We start from the raw sequence: 16,988 nt of genomic DNA on the forward strand, positions 1-16,988 counted from the left end.
GCTAAACTCATCCTAGCATTTTTAAAACCAGGCTATACTAATCTAATTTCAATTTGAAAAATGGTATAATAGAACGAAGGATTTATAGTTTATCCCACCTCAAGCTTCTGGGGAAGGAGTAGGTGGCAGATCAACTGCCTGAAAAGATCCGATAAGTGTGACTAACCATCAGTAGGGGATGAAGGAAAAACCCTACTGATAGAAGTCTTCTATATTAATGAAAATATAAAACTAAAAAAATGAATGAAATATATGTTAAATGAGAATAGAAGGGAGCATGGATAATAATGAAGTTTTTTCATACGGCAGATTGGCATCTTGGAAAATTAGTTCAAGGGGTGTATATGACGGATGATCAGCGTTTTGTATTAAAGCAATTCGTTGAAGCGGTAGAAGAGGAAAAGCCCGATGTGGTTATCATTGCAGGTGACTTATATGATCGTGCTGTACCTCCAACTGAAGCTGTCCATTTATTGGATGAAGTTCTTGAAACGATTGTAATAAAGCTTAATACCCCTGTCCTTGCTGTTGCGGGTAATCATGATAGTCCAGGTAGATTGAATTTCGGCAGTAGTATCATGAAGGAAAAAGGATTTCATATCATTGGTAACTATACAAACGACTTTACTCCAGTTGTTTTGAATGATGAGCATGGGGAGGTACATTTCCATCTTGTTCCATATTGTGACCCAAGTGTCGTACGAAGAATTCTTGAGGACGATGAAATACGAAGTCATGATGATGCTACAAAGAAAACGATTGAAAAAATAAACGAACAATTAAATACAAATGTACGTCATGTGTATGTTGGACATGCTTTTGTTACGCCATTTGGAGAAGAACAAGAGAATACAAGTGAATCAGAAAGACCGCTATCTATAGGTGGTGCGGAATATGTAGATGCTCACCATTTTAAAGCTTTTCATTATACAGCTTTAGGCCACTTACACCAAGCGCACTACGTAATGGATGAAACGGTTCGTTATTCCGGATCGATTTTAAAATATTCGATTTCAGAAGAAAATCATAAAAAAGGCTTCTTAGTGGTTGATATGGATAAAGATGGGAACGTAAGTCTTGATAAGCGTCTTTTAACTCCAAGAAGGGATATTCGTACGGTGGAAGCAACGATGGAAGATTTACTAAAACATCCGGTGAATGAAGATTATGTATTCGTACGTTTACTAGACACAGCTCCGGTATTATCCCCAATGGAAAAAGTACGCTCCGTTTATCCGAATGCGATGCACGTAGAAAGAAAGAATGTCTCTTCTGGACTCTTTCCAAATGAAGAAAGGGAATATGTCGATCGTAGTAGTTTGAGTGACTTTGATCTATTTCAAGCTTTCTATAAGGAAGTAAAAGGACAAGAACCTTCAGAGGAAACGGAAAAACTATTTAAAGAAGTGTTAGACGAAATGTTAAAAGCGGATAGTGAAAGCCAAACGGTCAAAAAGAGAGAGCCAATTAGAAACTAATGGAAAGAGGTTAGTCATACAATGAAACCACTAAAGTTAACGATGACGGCTTTTGGCCCTTATAAATATAGTGAAACCATCGATTTTACAGAATTGGATCAAAACCATTTATTTGTCATATCTGGAAACACTGGTGCTGGAAAAACAACCATTTTTGATGGTATTTGTTTTGCGTTATATGGTAGTGCAAGTGGTTCAGATCGTGAAAACCAGACAATGCTCCGTAGTGATTTTGCGGAAGATAATACGCATACTTCTGTTGAGCTTATATTTGAATTACATGGTCGAATCTATCGTATTTTACGTCAATTAGGCCATGTTAAAAAAGGAAATAAGACGAAAACTGGGGATAAATACGAGTTTTATGAAATTATAGGAGATAAAGAAATTCCTTGTGTCGATCGGCAAATCGTTTCAGAAATTGATAGAAAAGTAGAGACTCTTATCGGATTAACGAAGGATCAATTTAAGCAAATCGTGATGTTGCCGCAAGGGGAATTTCGTAAATTACTTACTTCAGAGACAGAAAATAAAGAAGAAATATTACGTCGGATTTTTAAAACAGAATCTTATCAACAACTAGTAGGGCAACTAAACGAAAAGAAGCAAACTGTTAAACAATCATATAATCAAGCAAAACAAGCTATCGATCATTATATTCAAGGTATATCATCTAATCTACCAAATCGAGAGGATTCCTTATTATTTCAAGTAATCTCAGAAGAACATTTCAATGTTAATCAAGTTATTGCTGGCTTAAAAGAAGAGATGGAATTTTACATTAAGCAAATAAAAAACGATCAAAAAGAGTATGATGATGCATATGCCATGCATAACAAGAAACAATCTGAGTATTTTCAAGCAAAAGTAATAAATGAACGATTCCAAGAGTTAGATGAGAAAAAGGCTCGACTACAGCAATTAGAAGAAAAGAAACCTAACGTTGAAATAAAACAACGTGAACTAGAAGTGGCAGAACGAGCAGCTGCAATTGAAATATACGAAAAGCAAGTGAATGATTGGCGGCTAGATGAAGAACATAAATCGAATCTTTTGAAACAAGCAAAATTGGCCAAAAGTAAATCTACTGAACAATTCGAACAAGCACGTGACGTATTTCGAGAGCAGGAAGCTAAAAAAGACGAACGTGAACAAGTAACTAAAAAGCTGGATCATCTTAAAGATATTCTGCCAATGGTGCAAGAAATGGAAAAAACGAAACAGCACATTGATGGACTTAAGAAACAAGTAGAAACAGCCTCTATTAATCTTGAGAAAGTTAATAAAGATGTTGTTCAAAAGCAAAAAATGAGTGATGATCACTACCAAAAAATAAAAGAACTGGATGAAAAAACAACTCTATTGCAAGATAAACAGGAAAAATTATCGGAATTAAAGGTGAAAGGACAAGCTTTATTAGATTACAAAAAATTACAGAAGCGAATGAATGAGTTGGAAGCGGATGTTGCTAATAAAAAGCAGGCCTATGATCAGTTAAAGCAAATCTATCAAGAACAGGAAGAAATATGGTTAAATAACCAAGCAGTTGTTTTGGCAGAGCATTTACATGATGGGGAAGCTTGCCCGGTTTGTGGAAGTAAGGAGCACCCACAAAAGGCTGTAAATAGTGGGAAAGTTGTAACTAGAGAAGAGCTCCAATCTTTGAGAATAAACCTAGATAATACAGGGGAGCTTTATAGAAAAGCGGATGGAGTATTAGCCGCTAATAAAAGCAATATGAAGGAAATGGAATCCGAATTACTGGAGCAATTTAACATTCCAAAAGAAGAAGCTATTCGTATTTATGATGAAGTGGTTATAGAAGGTAAAAGGGTAAAAGAAGAGGTAGATCAATTATTAAAGTTAGCTGAGGAATTAAGAAGTTTAAGATTGAATCATGAAAAAGAATTAACTGTTATCAGAGAGCTTCAAACGAAAAAAGAAAAGCTAGATCATATTCATGCACAGTATAAAGAGGAATATAGAACAGCTTTAACTCGCTATGAGGAAAGATTAAATCACGTTCCCGAAGACGTAAGAAATCTAACTGTTTTAGAGAGTGAAATTGAAAGAACGGCTAATCATAAACAAAAATTAGAAAAAAGTTGGGAATTAGCTCAAAAGCAGTTAGAACAGGCAAAAGAAGAGGATACTAAGACAGATGCTAATTTGCATCATGCGATAAAACAATTAGAAGAAACAAAAGAGAAAAAGCAGAAAGCTGAAATTGAATTTAAAACGAAACTGGAAGAAGCGGCTTTCGCTAGTTTAGAAGCGTATAAAAATGCAAAAATGTCCGAAGTTGAGCAACAGAAATGGAAAGTTGCCATTCAGCAATTTAATGAAGAATTATCAACCGTAAAATCCCAGGTTCATGAATTACAGCTTTCTTTAAAGGATAAAAGAAGGCAGGATTTAATCCAGTTGGAGTCACAACTTGAACAGCTGAAACAGCAATATGAAAATAAGCTAACTCGTTTAAATCTTTCCAAGGAATATTATCAAGAGGCAGATAAATTAATAATTCATATTTTAGATGGGCATGAGCAGGTAGTTAAATTTGAAAAAGATTTGTCTACGATTACGGATTTGCATGACATGCTACGTGGACAAAACGACAAGCGGATCTCATTCGAACGTTATTTGCAGATTGAATATTTGGAAAGAATTATTGAAGCAGCAAACCATCGATTAAAACGGTTATCCAATGGGCAATTTTATTTAATTCGCAGTGACCGCCAAGAATCCCATGGAAAACAAAGTGGACTTGGACTCGATGTTTTCGACACGTATACTGGACAAACCCGGGATGTCAAGACATTATCAGGTGGGGAAAAATTCAATGCTTCCTTATGTCTTGCATTAGGAATGTCAGATGTCATCCAAAGTTTCCAAGGGAATATTTCCATTGAAACCATGTTCATTGATGAAGGTTTTGGGTCATTAGATGAGGAATCCTTATTTAAAGCCATTGATACCTTAATTGAATTACAACAAACCGGTCGCATGATTGGGGTTATTTCTCATGTTCAGGAATTGAAAAACATGTTTCCAGCCGTTTTACAAGTTGCAAAAACAAAAGAAGGTTATAGTAAAACGAAATTTGTCTTGAAATAGAAATATAATTTAGTGACCCTTTTCCAGTCATGTGATATACTACAAGAAGAATTAAATGAGAGGACTGATGGGTGGACAATGAAAAATTAATCTTATTTTAAACGTTTGAAATGAAATAATTTTGATTTCAACCAGGAATAAATAGGATTAGTCTGCCCATTTTTAATTGAACGTTTCTATTTTGCATAATAAATAGATTTATCCCACCTAAACAGGAAGTAACACTCCCTCCTCCAAGCTTCTGGATAAACAAAGAAGTTAGGTGGGAGATTAACTGCTCATTAGTGGGGGATGAAGGAAAGCCTTCGCTGATGGAAGTCTTTTTATTTGTTATGTAAAGGCATGGCTAATCCTTCCAATGATATTGGGAGGATTTTTTCAATATTTTAAGTTAAATGATAAAGCTTTATATGGTGGAATCCTCCCTTACAAGGAAAGGGACGATCGTATGAGAGAAATTTTGAAATTAACGAATGTGACATATGAAATAAAGGATACGGAAATATTTAAAAATGTAAATGCTATGGTACACGAAGGCGATATTATTGGTGTGATTGGAAAGAATGGTGCTGGTAAAACGACATTACTTGAATTAATACAAGGTGAAATTCAGCCAACAAAAGGGCAGATTACCTTTATTCATAAAAATATAAGAACAGTTATGGTGGAACAAGAAACGAAATCTTTTTCCGCTTATCATTCATCCCCTTCTGAGGCAAAATTATTAAGTTACTGGAATGTACCGGAAAATGACTTTAGGCAATTAAGTGGTGGAGAAAGATTGAAAGCACGACTAGCAAATGGTCTTTCAAAACAAGCAGAGCTGCTATTATTAGATGAACCTACGAATCATTTAGATGAAGAAAGTATGGAATTATTAAAACAATACATGCAAGATTACGAAGGTACTATTATTTTTGTTTCCCATGATCGTCATTTTATGGATGCTGTTGCAACGAAAATTTGGTCTTTAGAAGACAAATTATTAACAGAGCATTCTGGGAACTACTCAGGTTTTATAGAATATCGCAAAGAGAAAAGATTATCTCAGCAACGTGCATATGAAAAACAGCAAAAAATGAGGAAACGGATTGAGGGACAAATGAACGAATTATCTTCTTGGTCCACGAAAGCACATGCTCAATCAACGAAACAGGAAGGTCCCAAGATGGGTTCTAAAGAATACCATCGTAAAAAGGCAAAACGAATGGATTCCCAAATTAAATCCAAGCAAAAGCGACTTGAAAAGGAGTTAGATAGAGCAAAGGTTGACTTTGTAAAACCTGAATATACCGTTCAATTTTCTATGACTGCAAACACGAAGGTTGGGAAGCGTTTTTTAGAGGTGAAAAGTCTATCAAAATCTTTTGATGGGAAAACACTATTTACAGGTGTTCATTTTTATATAAAATACGGGGAAAAGGTGGCACTTATTGGCCCAAATGGAAGTGGAAAGACGACATTACTGAAAATGATAATGGGAACGGAACAAGCTGATGGAGAAATATGGATTTCCCCTTCTGCAAATATTGGATATTTGACCCAAGAAGTTTTTGATTTACCCCTTGAAAAAACGCCAGAAGAGCTATTCCATACAGAAACATTTGAGAATAGGGGGAAAGTCCAAAATGCCATGAAGCATTTAGGGTTTGAAGCATCGCAATGGAATGAACCGATTAAGTTCATGAGTATGGGGGAACGAGTGAAGTGTAAGCTTTTGGTCTATATATTAGAAGAGAAAGATGTGCTTATCTTGGATGAACCCACAAACCATCTTGATTTACCTTCTCGAGAACAATTGGAAGAAACGTTGGCACAGTATAATGGCACATTAATCGTTGTTTCTCATGATCGTTATTTTCTTGATAAAATAACGGATAGTCAATTGATTATTTCGAATCAACGTGTTCATAAGAAATTAACTAATGAATCAAAGGAACCGGAAGATAAGGCTGAGTTGGTATTAAAATTAGAAACAGAAAGACAAGAAGTGTTGGGAAAACTTAGTCTTCTAACCCCCAATGATTCTTCCTATCCAGAGTTAGATGAACGTTTTAAAACGTTAACGAAGAAAATTCAGGACCTTAAACATGAATAACAAAAAGGATTAGAGAAGTCCTCCTTCTCTAATCCTTTATTGTTTATCTTGCTCTTTTAAAGATTTTATTTCATTCTCGATACGATCTAAACGGTCTAAAATTGGTTGTAATGCTTCTTGAAGCATGATACGTAATCTATCTGCTTTTTCGTTTTCCATTTTTTATTCCTCCATTGAATGGGATTTGATATATAATATTTCCTATGTTCAATATTATTATATCAAATGATACCTCTAACTATTGTGATATATGTCACATGTAACCCCATTTCATCTATTTAGCAAAACGATGGTTCCCTATAGTAACGGTTGTTTCTCTTGAAAAGATCCACTTACTTGTGGAAGTTTTCGGATTGTAGAAATAGATGGATCCATCGCTTTGCCCGCGATATGCAATGGCTTCATTTACTGCTTTCATATCTTCATCTGTATAATTGCCATTAATTTTGCCGTTTTGTACGGGTGTAAACGCGTAAGCCCCACCTACTTTTTCATAAATAACCTCCCGAATCGTATCAGGGAATTCTTTATGATCCACACGATTTAAAACAACCGTAGCAACACCTACTTTGCCAGCATACGGTTCTCCTTTTGCTTCTGCATGAACAAGCTTAGCCATCAATTCTTTGTCTTTCAAAGGAATATCGTCTGGAACTTGGATGGTTTCTCCGGCATATAAAACATTACCAGAACGTTTATTGGCAATTTGTAAGTTTGTTATCGTTGTACTAAACTTCTTCGCAATAGAATGGAATGAATCTCCTTCTTGTATTTTGTAAGAAGCAGCATCTGCACTCATTGGTATCGTAAATAAACTAGCAATCATTGATATAGTTAATAGAAGTTTCATAATCCTATTCATCTTATTCATACTCCTCCTATTTTTCTAGAATATATACTAGATTACTAGTTGTAATATAACTTCGCATGATCCAAAAAATTCCATGAGAAATGGATTGACTCCTATTCTAGTACTGATCTATAGTAGGGGAGGTGTTGGAAGTTTCATCCAGTTCGATATCATTTCCATTGATTGGAATGTCAGGAATTTTCCGTTTGGAATATAACAAATGTAATAAAAATGTAATATTACATGACTTTGGTTTACACATATTTATTTAAAGCTATAATGTTAATGGACAACTGAAGGAAGGAGGCAATTGTTATGTCTCTTGAGATGACAGAAAATGAAACAACACTTGCGATTATTCAAACCTTAAAGGATAGGAAAAAGGAACAATTTTTATCTATAATGGATGAATTGCAGCCATATGACATCGCACAACAATACTTGAATTTACCGAATAAGCATAAAAACAAATTTATAATGTATCTCCCTACAGAGCAATTGACCTATATGATTCAAGAACTTGATAAGGAAGACCAGTTGCTTGTTCTAGAAAAATTAGGGATTGAGCGTTCCACTCAAGTCCTCGATTTGATGGATAATGATGATCTTGTTTCTCTATTAGAAGAATTAGAACCAGAAAAAGTCGAAGAAATTCTTTCAGAAATGAAGGAAGAGGAATCCACGATTGTTCAAAATATGATGAAATATTCTCCTGAAACGGCTGGGAGAATTATGACCAACCTATATGTATGGATTCCCAAAACATATACAGTACGTGAAGCAGTTGATAAGCTAAAACACTTTGCGGAACTAGCGGAATACTTGAACTATTTGTATGTGATAGGTGAAAAAAAGGAATTAGTAGGAGTTGTATCGTATAAAGATCTACTTCTTGCTGACATGTACGAGAAAATAGAAGATATTATGTTTTCCCGTGTAGTGACAGTAGACGTCCATACTGACCAAGAAGAAGTAGCAAAATTAATCAATCGATACGATTTTATTTCCATACCAGTAATTGAAGAAAATAATAAACTTGTCGGTGTGGTAACAGTAGATGATGTAATGGACATTATTTATCAAGAGGCTAATGAAGATATTGAAAAACTTTCAGCATCTGGTAAGGCGATTGATTTTAATACCAAACCATTTGTTGCTGCATTCCGAAGACTTCCTTGGCTTATTCTCTTATTATTTATTGGAATTGTCTCAGGAAGTATTATCGCTGGATTTGAAGAAACGTTGGATAAAGTAGTTGCTCTTGCATTCTTTATGCCAATGATTGCGGGAATGACAGGGAATACGGGAACACAATCCTTAGCAGTTGTAGTGAGAGGACTTACAAAAGATGATTTGAATGTTAAAGAAGTTATAAAATTAGTCATGCGTGAACTATGGGTTGGAATTATCATAGGTGTAACGTGTGGAATTCTTATTGCGATAATTGCCTTGTTCTGGCAGGGGAATGCAACATTGGGTTTAGTTGTTGGTGTTTCTTTATTAGTTACGTTAATCATTGGTACTTTATCGGGAACGATTATTCCGCTTATTTTATATAAGTTTAATGTAGACCCTGCCGTTGCATCAGGGCCACTCATTACAACCATTAATGATATTATTTCTCTTTTTGTGTATTTTGGCATCGCAACGATGTTTCTTTCTAAATTAATGTAGAGAAGTGGCTTGATTCAGTATGATCAAGCCACCTTTTAATTCTCCCATATTTTCTTTAATGTCATACGAAACAATGTGTCTAATTTATTGGTTACTTGTATTTGTTTCGTTTTCATATGTGAGACAGACTTATCTAGAAAATCTAATTCCCTGCGTATAAATGATTGAAGCTCTCCAACTGGCAGATTCGCTTCCAATAGTTGCTTTGTTTTAACTTCCCTTAAACATTCTATAGCATTTTTTTCAGTTGGCGAAAGTAAATGAACAAGTGCTGTAAGATGAATAGGTGGAAAGGTACTATAAGTTATAATCCATTTTGCTATCAAGATTGGCCTAACAATTTGAATATAAAGTTTAATGGTATTTGCGGTTGTTTCGTCTAATTTACGTAAATTGCTCTTTGCCATATTTATATAATGATGGACACAGGGCTTTGGTTGAAAAAGTTGTGATTGAAAATCCATCATGTCTTTAATAGTATCGGATGGTCCAACATAAACAATTGGACTATTTAACCACTCTAGAAGCCCGGGGTTTGATTTCCGGAAAAGTCTCAATGCTTTTGTAAGTTCCCAACCATGTAAATCAAGGGTAGAATGCATTGGGACTTCAATAGTATCCCTCTTCTTACCAATTCCAACTGGATCGATACTTAAATAATAATCGGTAGGATGAATATAAATAAAGCGGACATCATAGTCACTGTCAATTGCATGTAACCCCCAGGCTCTACTACCAGCCTCACAAGCATAAAGTACTTTAATATTTTTTTCTTTCTCTATCTCCTTGATTTTTTTTATAATAATATCCTTCATTTAATTAACTCCCTAGATGATTGCTTTTTTCTATTATGATTAAAATAACATACTTTATGGGCTGGATAGAAGTGAAGCATAAACGGGATTGTGGGCAGAACACGCCACTCTAATAAATATGGTAAGAAGTTCAACATATGTAATTTGCAGAAGGGGGCAAATAATTTGACTATTATATCGAATTTCAGTATAAATGATGTTACGGATTAGGATAAGGGTTAAAGGAGAGGTTAGAGGAATGTCAATAGAAAGTGTGAAACGTCATTTTAAACAATTTAATCGAGAACAAGATATATTAGAATTCGATTCGTCCAGTGCCACTGTCCAAGAAGCGGCTGATACAATCGGGGTGGAACCTGCAAGAATTGCAAAAACGTTATCCTTTAGAGGAGAAGAAGAACAGGCTATTTTAGTTGTGGCAGCGGGAGATGCTAAAGTTGATAATAAAAAATTTCGTAAAACGTTTGGATTTAAAGCAAGAATGCTATCCCCAGAACAAGTATTAGAACAAACCGGACATGCAATTGGCGGTGTTTGTCCATTTGGTTTGAAAAATGATTTGGAAGTGTATTTAGATATATCCATGAAAAGATTTGACACACTTTATCCAGCGTGCGGAAGTACAAATAGTGCAATTGAATTAACAAACGATGAAATATTCACTTATTCCCACGCAAAGAATTGGGTAGATGTCTGTAAAGGATGGGAAGAAGAGGAAAAGGGAATGGAAAAAGTAGTTCAAGAAAACCTTGGTAAATAGCTGAATTAGTAACTCAGTTCTTAACGTGACTGGGTTATTTTTTTTACATAAGTATATGATTCTGCTTTCATTGACTTTCCTTTTGACAATCGGTTATACTTTATTCAACAATGTTGAATAATAATAAACGCTAGTGAATATACTGTAATACTTAAGGTGAAATGAATGACTAAGACCTATGTAACACCAATTGCCTGATGACCTCATAACATAGAATATCAATGGAATGTCAACATTTTAAGTTATGAAAATGTTAAAAAACAGGAGGCTTAATGATGGGGAAGCTCCCTAAGTTTGTACAAATTAAGGAAGTTGGGCCACGGGATGGTTTACAAAATGAGAAAAAATGGGTATCTACTGAGTCCAAAATTGCTTGGATAAATATGTTATCAAATACAGGGATAAAAGAAATAGAGTTTAGCTCATTTGTTAATCCAAAGATGATTCCAGCACTATCAGATGCACGTGAGGTTGGAAAACAAATAAGTCGAAATCCGAATGTCGTTTATTCTGCTTTGGTTCCAAACCAAAAAGGATTAGAATATGCACTTGAAGCAGGAATTGATGGCGCATCTGTTTTTATGTCAGCGAGTGAAACACATAATCAAAAGAATATAAATAAAACGATACAGGATACGTACCCAGTGTTAAAACAAGTAATAGAAGAGGCGAAAGCAGAGGGCAAACACGTTACGGCTTATATATCAACTGTATTTGACTGTCCATATGAAGGGAACATGAAACCAGATGCTGTAATTTCAATATGTGAAAAATTACTAGAGTACGGTGTTGATGACCTTTCGTTGGGGGATACCATTGGTTCTGCTGTTCCATCACAGGTAGAAACATTACTGGATGACATATTGAAAAGATATCCTACTGAAAAAGTTATTCTCCATTTTCACGATACGAGGGGAATGGCTATCGCGAATATTATGACAGCTATGAATTATGGAATTTATCGATTTGATAGTTCCATTGGAGGATTAGGTGGATGCCCTTATGCACCAGGGGCAGCAGGGAATGTTGCGACGAATGATGTGTTATATCTCCTTCATAGGATGGGGGTTGAAACCGGTATTAACGAAAAGAGAATACAAGAAGCATCCTTGTATATTCAAAATCAATTAGGTAAGATTTTACCTAGTAGATCATTATTGGCAAGTGGTCTTTAAATGAGAGGAGATGTTATTTATTTAAGCGATAAATAGCATCTTTTTAAATGCGTTTAATGAAGCGTGTTGTATGAAGTTTCTTGACTATGAATCAAGTACTATTCTATGATTAAAACATTGGTATTCGTAGGGATTAAATGGAAAGGACTGAGTCTCTATCGATTTAAAAAATTTGGGTCATAAAATAAAAGAATTAAGATTACGTCAAAAGAAAACACAACAGCAAATTGCAGACGAATGTGGAATATCTAAAAGCATGTTATCCAAAATTGAAAACGGACAAACTGCTTCTGCTGTAGCTACTTTATCTAAGATAAGTGAAGCATTACATGTTTCGTTATCATGGCTTTTAGATGATAAAATAGAGGATTCATTAGTTTTGCAGAAGAGATCACAAAGGAAATCCCAAATTGGTGATGTACATATGGGGTATTCCTATGAGCTATTAGCAAACCGTTCTCAATTCAGTAGTATTGAACCAACCATTGTTCATGTCACTCCTAAACATAGAAATTTACGTACGGAGACTTATACCCATTTACAAGATGAGTTTATATATATCTTGGAAGGGTCTATCTATCTATTTTATGATGGGGAAAATTATTATATGGAAAAAGGGGATAGTGCTTATTTCAAGGGGGAAAAACCTCATCTCTTTGTGCCAGTCAATGATGAAGAAGCTCAGGTTTTAACATGCTTTATTAGCATATAGTTGTTGTTAGAATTTTGTTTTACCAAGTTACTAATGAATTAGGAATTGTAGAAAAATGTCGAATCTTCATTGACAGTTTTACTAACTAGCCGTATAATAAATTTTAACTTAATAATTTTCATATAACTTATCAAGAGTGACCGAGGGATTGGCCCAATGACGTCCGGCAACCCCCTTATGGGAAGGTGCCAAGTCCAACAGAATGATCACATTCTGGAAGATAAGCGGAAGATACATTGTTTGTGTCGATGCTCCTTTCAGATGAATGGAGTATTTTTTTTCGTAAAAATATGTCATATTGGCTGTAAAAAGAGCGAGGGGATATAGATGATAAACATTAATCATTTGTCAAAGGTATATCAGACGAAAAAAGGAGAAGTTAGTGGCGTTAACAATGTTTCACTAACCATTAATGAAGGTGAAATCTATGGCATCGTTGGTTATTCTGGTGCTGGTAAAAGTTCCCTTGTACGATGTATCAATTTATTAGAACGTCCAACTAAAGGAAATATAACAGTAGACGGTGTTGATTTAACTAAATTAAAAAGTGAAAAGCTGAGACAAGCTAGATTAAAAATCGGTATGATTTTCCAACACTTTAATCTGGTTAGTCAAAAAACGGTTTTTGAAAACATTGCTTTTTCGCTAAAAGCAGCAAAAGTTCCTTCCAATCAAATTGCGTCAAGGGTAGAGGAATTATTAGCGATGGTTGGGTTAAGTGATAAGCGGGATGTTTATCCAGGCCAATTAAGTGGTGGACAAAAACAACGGGTTGGGATTGCTAGAGCACTTGCTAATGATCCAAAAGTTCTTTTATGTGATGAAGCAACATCTGCCTTAGATCCTACAACAACGAAATCGATTCTTCAATTATTAAAGAAGATTAATAAAGAGATGAATATTACGATCGTATTAATTACACATGAAATGGACGTAGTAAAGGAAATATGTCATCGAATGGCAATCATGCAAGCTGGAAAAGTCGTTGAAGAAGGTGATGTGTATGAAATCTTTGCAAGTCCTAAAAATGAATTAACGAGGGAATTTATTTCAAGTGTTATTTCATTTGATTTACCAGCTCACGTATTAGAAAAGGTGACGGGTACATTAGTGAAAGTTATTTTTAAAGGGGAAATTGCTGGGGAAAGTATTATTTCCGACATGGTACAGAAATTTAAAGTGAAAGGTAATTTTTTGCATGGATCTATCGACTATATTCAAGACGCACCGCTAGGAATTTTTGTCATGGAGCTTAATGGGGAAAAGAATGAAGTAAGCAAGGCGATCCAATATATTGAAAATCGTTCAGCACATGTGGAGGTGATAAAAGATGGAATTTGATGTGAATCATATTATCGAATTAATTCCCGAGCTAAACACTGCGTTTCTTCAAACACTTTATATGATATCAGTTGGATTACTTGTAGCAGTGATTTTCGGATTGCCAATTGGAATTTTAATATTTGTAACAGATAAAGGACTATTCTTGCAAAACAGATTTGTAAATCAGATTGTAGGATTTATCGTCAATATGATACGGTCCATTCCATTTATCATTTTATTAGTGGCACTTATTCCATTAACAATTAAACTTACAGGTTCTACGATTGGACCAAAAGCTGCATCGGTTCCATTATCGGTTGCGGCTATCCCGTTTTTTGCGAGATTAGTAGAAACATCCCTTAGAAAAATTGAGTATGGTGTGATTGAAGCCGCTATTGCAGCTGGGGGTACACCATGGATGATTATTAAAGATGTATTGTTACCTGAAGCAAAATCTGGGATTATCTCAGGGATTACGATTACTGTTGTAAGTTTAGTTGGTACATCAGCTATGGCTGGTGTTGTCGGTGGTGGAGGAATTGGAGACCTTGCCATTCGTTTTGGATACTACCGTTATGATGACACCATCATGATTACTACCGTTGTTATATTGATTGTACTTGTTCAATTAATACAGATTATTGGCGACAAAATTGCCAAGGCTGTTAATAAATAATATAAGGGAGAAGGAAAAGAAAAATGAAAAAGAAAATTTTTATACTAATCGCTCTAATCGCTATTTCTTTGCTTGCTGCTTGTGGTGGCGGTAATGGTGAAGAAAGTTCTAGCGATAGTTCTACAGGGAATTCAAAAGAAATTAAAATTGGTGCTACTCCTGGCCCGTACAGTGATATGGTAAATAAAGCGTTAAAACCAGGCCTAGAGGATTTGGGTTATTCCGTAGAAGTGGTTGAATTTAGTGACTATATCCAACCGAACAACGCATTAAATAATGGTGATATCGATGCAAATCTATTCCAACATACTATCTATCTGGAAAACTTTGAAGCTGAGAATGATATGGATTTATCCGCATTGAAAATTGTTCCAACTGCACCAATGGGAATATTTTCTAACAAATATAATTCTATAGATAAAATAGAAGATGGTGCAACTGTTGCAGTTCCTAATGACCCAACGAATGGGGCTAGAGCATTTAATACACTTCAAGATGAAGGATTAATTAAACTAGATGAAAATGCTGATGAATTAACTGTTTCAGAAAAAGATATTAAAGAAAATCCGAAAAAACTAGTATTCCAACCAATTGAGGCTGGTCAATTACCTCGTGCAGTTGATAGTGCTGACTTAGCAGCGGTACCAGGTAACTATGCTTTAGCGGCAGATATGGATTTACTTGATGCTTTAGCATTAGAAGATATGTTAGATCAATATCGAAATGTTATAGCTGTTAAAGCTGAAAATGAAGATAGTCAACTAGCGAAGGACCTTGTTCAGGTAGTAGAATCAGACGAATTTGAAAAAGTGATTGATGAGGAATTCGAAGGGTTTGGAAAACCAAGCTGGATGACTGAGTAATGATTATTCTTATGGTTAAGAGTGAGGGGGCTTAAGCCTTCTCCTTTTTCATATACAAAGGAGAGAGCATAATGACAAATACAATATCTGTGCATGGAGCACCAAGTGAATACATATTAGAAGAAGGAATTTTAAACGGATTAGAAAATAAATTAATCGAGCGTGGATTTCGTAAGGTACTGATTGTTCATGGAACCAAGTCTTGGGAAGCTGTTAAGCCTTACTGGAATTCTTTTTCAGAAATTTCAAGTGAAGCATACCTATATCATGGGGAATGTTCCTTAAATGAAATCGATACCTTATCTAACGTTATAACGGAAGCGGAAGTGGATGCTGTCATTGGTGTTGGGGGAGGAAAGGTTCTTGATCTTGTAAAATCTTCAGCCCATCTCACACATACCCCATATGTTTTAATCCCGACACTTGCATCAAATTGTGCTCCTTGGACACCGATTAGTGTGATCTATGATGATGATGGTTCCTTTGTACGTTTTGATTTATACCCTAAAAATGCAGATCTCGTGTTAATAGAACCACAGATATTATTACATGCACCACTTGATATGTTTATTGCAGGAATCGGGGATACCCTAGCAAAATGGTATGAAGCCGAAGTACAAATAGGGAAAATGAATACAAAATCAGCGGCGTTGGAAATTTCTTATCATGCTGCGAAACTGTGTAAAGAAAACTTGCTTGAGCATTCAGAACATGCGATTGAAGCGGTGAAGAGTGGTGTCTTGAATGATGATTTTATTAAAGTTGCTGAAACCATTATTATGATTGGTGGAATGGTTGGAGGATTTGGTGATCATTATGGAAGGGTTGCTGGTGCCCACGCCATTCATAATGGATTAACTGCTCTCGAGGAAACACATCAAGCGCTTCATGGTGATAAGGTTGCATATGGTATTTTAATCCAACTCATTTTAGAAGATAAATGGAAGGAAATCGATGAGATATTACCATTTTATCAAAAATTACATTTACCCAATTCACTTAAATATCTAGGTGTACAAACAATAGATGAAGAGAATTTAATTCAAGTTGCTGAAAAAGCTGTTAAACCAGAAGAATCTATTCACGTCCTACCTGGAGCGATTACAAGCGATTCAGTTGTACAGGCAATGATTCAACTGGAGGAAAAAGTAAACGGCGTAACCGTTTCATGATGAAAAAGTATACTTTCGGAAAAACAGGTGGAGAATCTAGATTCTTCACCTGTTTTTTGTTATGCGCTAAAGTAGCAGCTTTGTCTGTGGGAAGGGTATCAAGGACAGAACTGCATTCAAAAAAATTTGAAATGTCCGTGAGGGAGGGTATCACGGATAAAACTGCCTTCAAAATAGTTCATAATGTCCATGAGATGATGCACCTGGTTCTGTCAAGTAGACAGTACTGAAGTGTCTCTAAATTTTCACCTAATACATTGTCTTACCAAATATTT

The 16,988-nt window shown here is 35.3% G+C and carries 14 protein-coding genes and 1 riboswitch; of the genes, 11 read left to right on the forward strand and 3 right to left on the reverse strand.

Annotated features, from left to right (window positions below; translation table 11 throughout):
• The first annotated feature begins 287 nt into the window (after window positions 1–287).
• The 3 genes from ACFQ18_RS14395 (at window position 288) to abc-f (ending at window position 6,693) form a co-directional block, all read left to right on the forward strand.
• On the forward strand, window positions 288–1,478 hold the full coding sequence (locus ACFQ18_RS14395) for an exonuclease SbcCD subunit D (RefSeq protein WP_047185760.1): 1,191 nt from the start codon (window positions 288–290) through the stop codon (window positions 1,476–1,478).
• Between the two features lie 21 nt (window positions 1,479–1,499).
• Window positions 1,500–4,595 carry an AAA family ATPase gene (locus ACFQ18_RS14400; RefSeq protein ID WP_060668563.1) on the forward strand — a complete coding sequence of 1,032 codons (3,096 nt, stop codon included), beginning with the start codon at window positions 1,500–1,502 and terminating at the stop codon, window positions 4,593–4,595.
• A 448-nt stretch (window positions 4,596–5,043) separates the two neighbouring features.
• The gene (gene abc-f, locus ACFQ18_RS14405) at window positions 5,044–6,693 is read left to right on the forward strand and encodes a ribosomal protection-like ABC-F family protein (RefSeq protein ID WP_204798561.1); all 1,650 of its coding nucleotides are present in this window, start codon (window positions 5,044–5,046) and stop codon (window positions 6,691–6,693) included.
• 36 nt (window positions 6,694–6,729) lie between these two features.
• Here the strand turns inward: abc-f and ACFQ18_RS14410 are convergent, their stop codons facing one another.
• A complete protein-coding gene (locus tag ACFQ18_RS14410) occupies window positions 6,730–6,852 on the reverse strand; it encodes a hypothetical protein (protein WP_255449125.1) in 123 nt (40 codons plus the stop codon).
• A gap of 115 nt (window positions 6,853–6,967) precedes the next feature.
• On the reverse strand, window positions 6,968–7,555 hold the full coding sequence (locus ACFQ18_RS14415) for a cell wall hydrolase (protein ID WP_047185763.1): 588 nt from the start codon (window positions 7,553–7,555) through the stop codon (window positions 6,968–6,970).
• A gap of 303 nt (window positions 7,556–7,858) precedes the next feature.
• Between ACFQ18_RS14415 and mgtE the strand changes: the two genes are divergently transcribed.
• Window positions 7,859–9,217, forward strand: a complete 1,359-nt coding sequence (gene mgtE, locus ACFQ18_RS14420; RefSeq protein WP_047185764.1) for a magnesium transporter — start codon at window positions 7,859–7,861, stop codon at window positions 9,215–9,217.
• 35 nt (window positions 9,218–9,252) lie between these two features.
• Here the strand turns inward: mgtE and ACFQ18_RS14425 are convergent, their stop codons facing one another.
• Window positions 9,253–10,032: a nucleotidyltransferase domain-containing protein gene (locus tag ACFQ18_RS14425; protein ID WP_047185765.1), complete on the reverse strand. Its 780-nt coding sequence runs from the start codon at window positions 10,030–10,032 to the stop codon at window positions 9,253–9,255.
• Window positions 10,033–10,270: 238 nt separating this feature from the next.
• Here ACFQ18_RS14425 and ACFQ18_RS14430 point away from each other — a divergent pair, with 238 nt between their 5' ends.
• The 7 genes from ACFQ18_RS14430 to ACFQ18_RS14460 all read left to right on the forward strand — a co-directional run bounded on the left by ACFQ18_RS14430 (window position 10,271) and on the right by ACFQ18_RS14460 (window position 16,713).
• Window positions 10,271–10,792 (forward strand): YbaK/EbsC family protein, encoded by a 522-nt coding sequence (locus tag ACFQ18_RS14430; RefSeq protein ID WP_047185766.1) that lies wholly within the window; start codon window positions 10,271–10,273, stop codon window positions 10,790–10,792.
• Window positions 10,793–11,067: 275 nt separating this feature from the next.
• Window positions 11,068–11,967, forward strand: coding sequence for a hydroxymethylglutaryl-CoA lyase (locus ACFQ18_RS14435; protein ID WP_060668559.1), 900 nt, complete (start codon window positions 11,068–11,070; stop codon window positions 11,965–11,967).
• A gap of 172 nt (window positions 11,968–12,139) precedes the next feature.
• Window positions 12,140–12,679, forward strand: coding sequence for a helix-turn-helix domain-containing protein (locus ACFQ18_RS14440; RefSeq protein WP_244987036.1), 540 nt, complete (start codon window positions 12,140–12,142; stop codon window positions 12,677–12,679).
• A 124-nt stretch (window positions 12,680–12,803) separates the two neighbouring features.
• A riboswitch (SAM riboswitch) is annotated at window positions 12,804–12,906 on the forward strand.
• 100 nt (window positions 12,907–13,006) lie between these two features.
• Window positions 13,007–14,020: a methionine ABC transporter ATP-binding protein gene (locus tag ACFQ18_RS14445; protein ID WP_145524179.1), complete on the forward strand. Its 1,014-nt coding sequence runs from the start codon at window positions 13,007–13,009 to the stop codon at window positions 14,018–14,020.
• Window positions 14,010–14,678, forward strand: coding sequence for a methionine ABC transporter permease (locus tag ACFQ18_RS14450; RefSeq protein ID WP_047185770.1), 669 nt, complete (start codon window positions 14,010–14,012; stop codon window positions 14,676–14,678). Before ACFQ18_RS14445 ends, ACFQ18_RS14450 begins: the two co-directional genes overlap by 11 nt.
• 23 nt (window positions 14,679–14,701) lie before the next feature.
• Window positions 14,702–15,541, forward strand: a complete 840-nt coding sequence (locus tag ACFQ18_RS14455; RefSeq protein ID WP_047185771.1) for a MetQ/NlpA family ABC transporter substrate-binding protein — start codon at window positions 14,702–14,704, stop codon at window positions 15,539–15,541.
• A 71-nt stretch (window positions 15,542–15,612) separates the two neighbouring features.
• Complete coding sequence (locus ACFQ18_RS14460; protein WP_204798562.1) at window positions 15,613–16,713, forward strand: iron-containing alcohol dehydrogenase family protein; 1,101 nt, start codon at window positions 15,613–15,615, stop codon at window positions 16,711–16,713.
• Window positions 16,714–16,988 lie beyond the last annotated feature (275 nt).

Origin of the sequence: Oceanobacillus caeni, from assembly GCF_042678465.1 — a bacterium.
GTDB classification, from domain to species: domain Bacteria; phylum Bacillota; class Bacilli; order Bacillales; family Amphibacillaceae; genus Oceanobacillus; species Oceanobacillus caeni.

Bases quoted from the DNA above. Each gene is read 5' to 3' on its own strand.
- ACFQ18_RS14395 (WP_047185760.1), top strand. From the start codon at position 288: ATGAAGTTTTTTCATACGGCAGATTGGCATCTTGGAAAATTAGTTCAA.
- ACFQ18_RS14400 (WP_060668563.1), top strand. From the start codon at position 1,500: ATGAAACCACTAAAGTTAACGATGACGGCTTTTGGCCCTTATAAATAT.
- abc-f (WP_204798561.1), top strand. From the start codon at position 5,044: ATGAGAGAAATTTTGAAATTAACGAATGTGACATATGAAATAAAGGAT.
- ACFQ18_RS14410 (WP_255449125.1), bottom strand. From the start codon at position 6,852: ATGGAAAACGAAAAAGCAGATAGATTACGTATCATGCTTCAAGAAGCA.
- ACFQ18_RS14415 (WP_047185763.1), bottom strand. From the start codon at position 7,555: ATGAATAGGATTATGAAACTTCTATTAACTATATCAATGATTGCTAGT.
- mgtE (WP_047185764.1), top strand. From the start codon at position 7,859: ATGTCTCTTGAGATGACAGAAAATGAAACAACACTTGCGATTATTCAA.
- ACFQ18_RS14425 (WP_047185765.1), bottom strand. From the start codon at position 10,032: ATGAAGGATATTATTATAAAAAAAATCAAGGAGATAGAGAAAGAAAAA.
- ACFQ18_RS14430 (WP_047185766.1), top strand. From the start codon at position 10,271: ATGTCAATAGAAAGTGTGAAACGTCATTTTAAACAATTTAATCGAGAA.
- ACFQ18_RS14435 (WP_060668559.1), top strand. From the start codon at position 11,068: ATGGGGAAGCTCCCTAAGTTTGTACAAATTAAGGAAGTTGGGCCACGG.
- ACFQ18_RS14445 (WP_145524179.1), top strand. From the start codon at position 13,007: ATGATAAACATTAATCATTTGTCAAAGGTATATCAGACGAAAAAAGGA.
- ACFQ18_RS14450 (WP_047185770.1), top strand. From the start codon at position 14,010: ATGGAATTTGATGTGAATCATATTATCGAATTAATTCCCGAGCTAAAC.
- ACFQ18_RS14455 (WP_047185771.1), top strand. From the start codon at position 14,702: ATGAAAAAGAAAATTTTTATACTAATCGCTCTAATCGCTATTTCTTTG.
- ACFQ18_RS14460 (WP_204798562.1), top strand. From the start codon at position 15,613: ATGACAAATACAATATCTGTGCATGGAGCACCAAGTGAATACATATTA.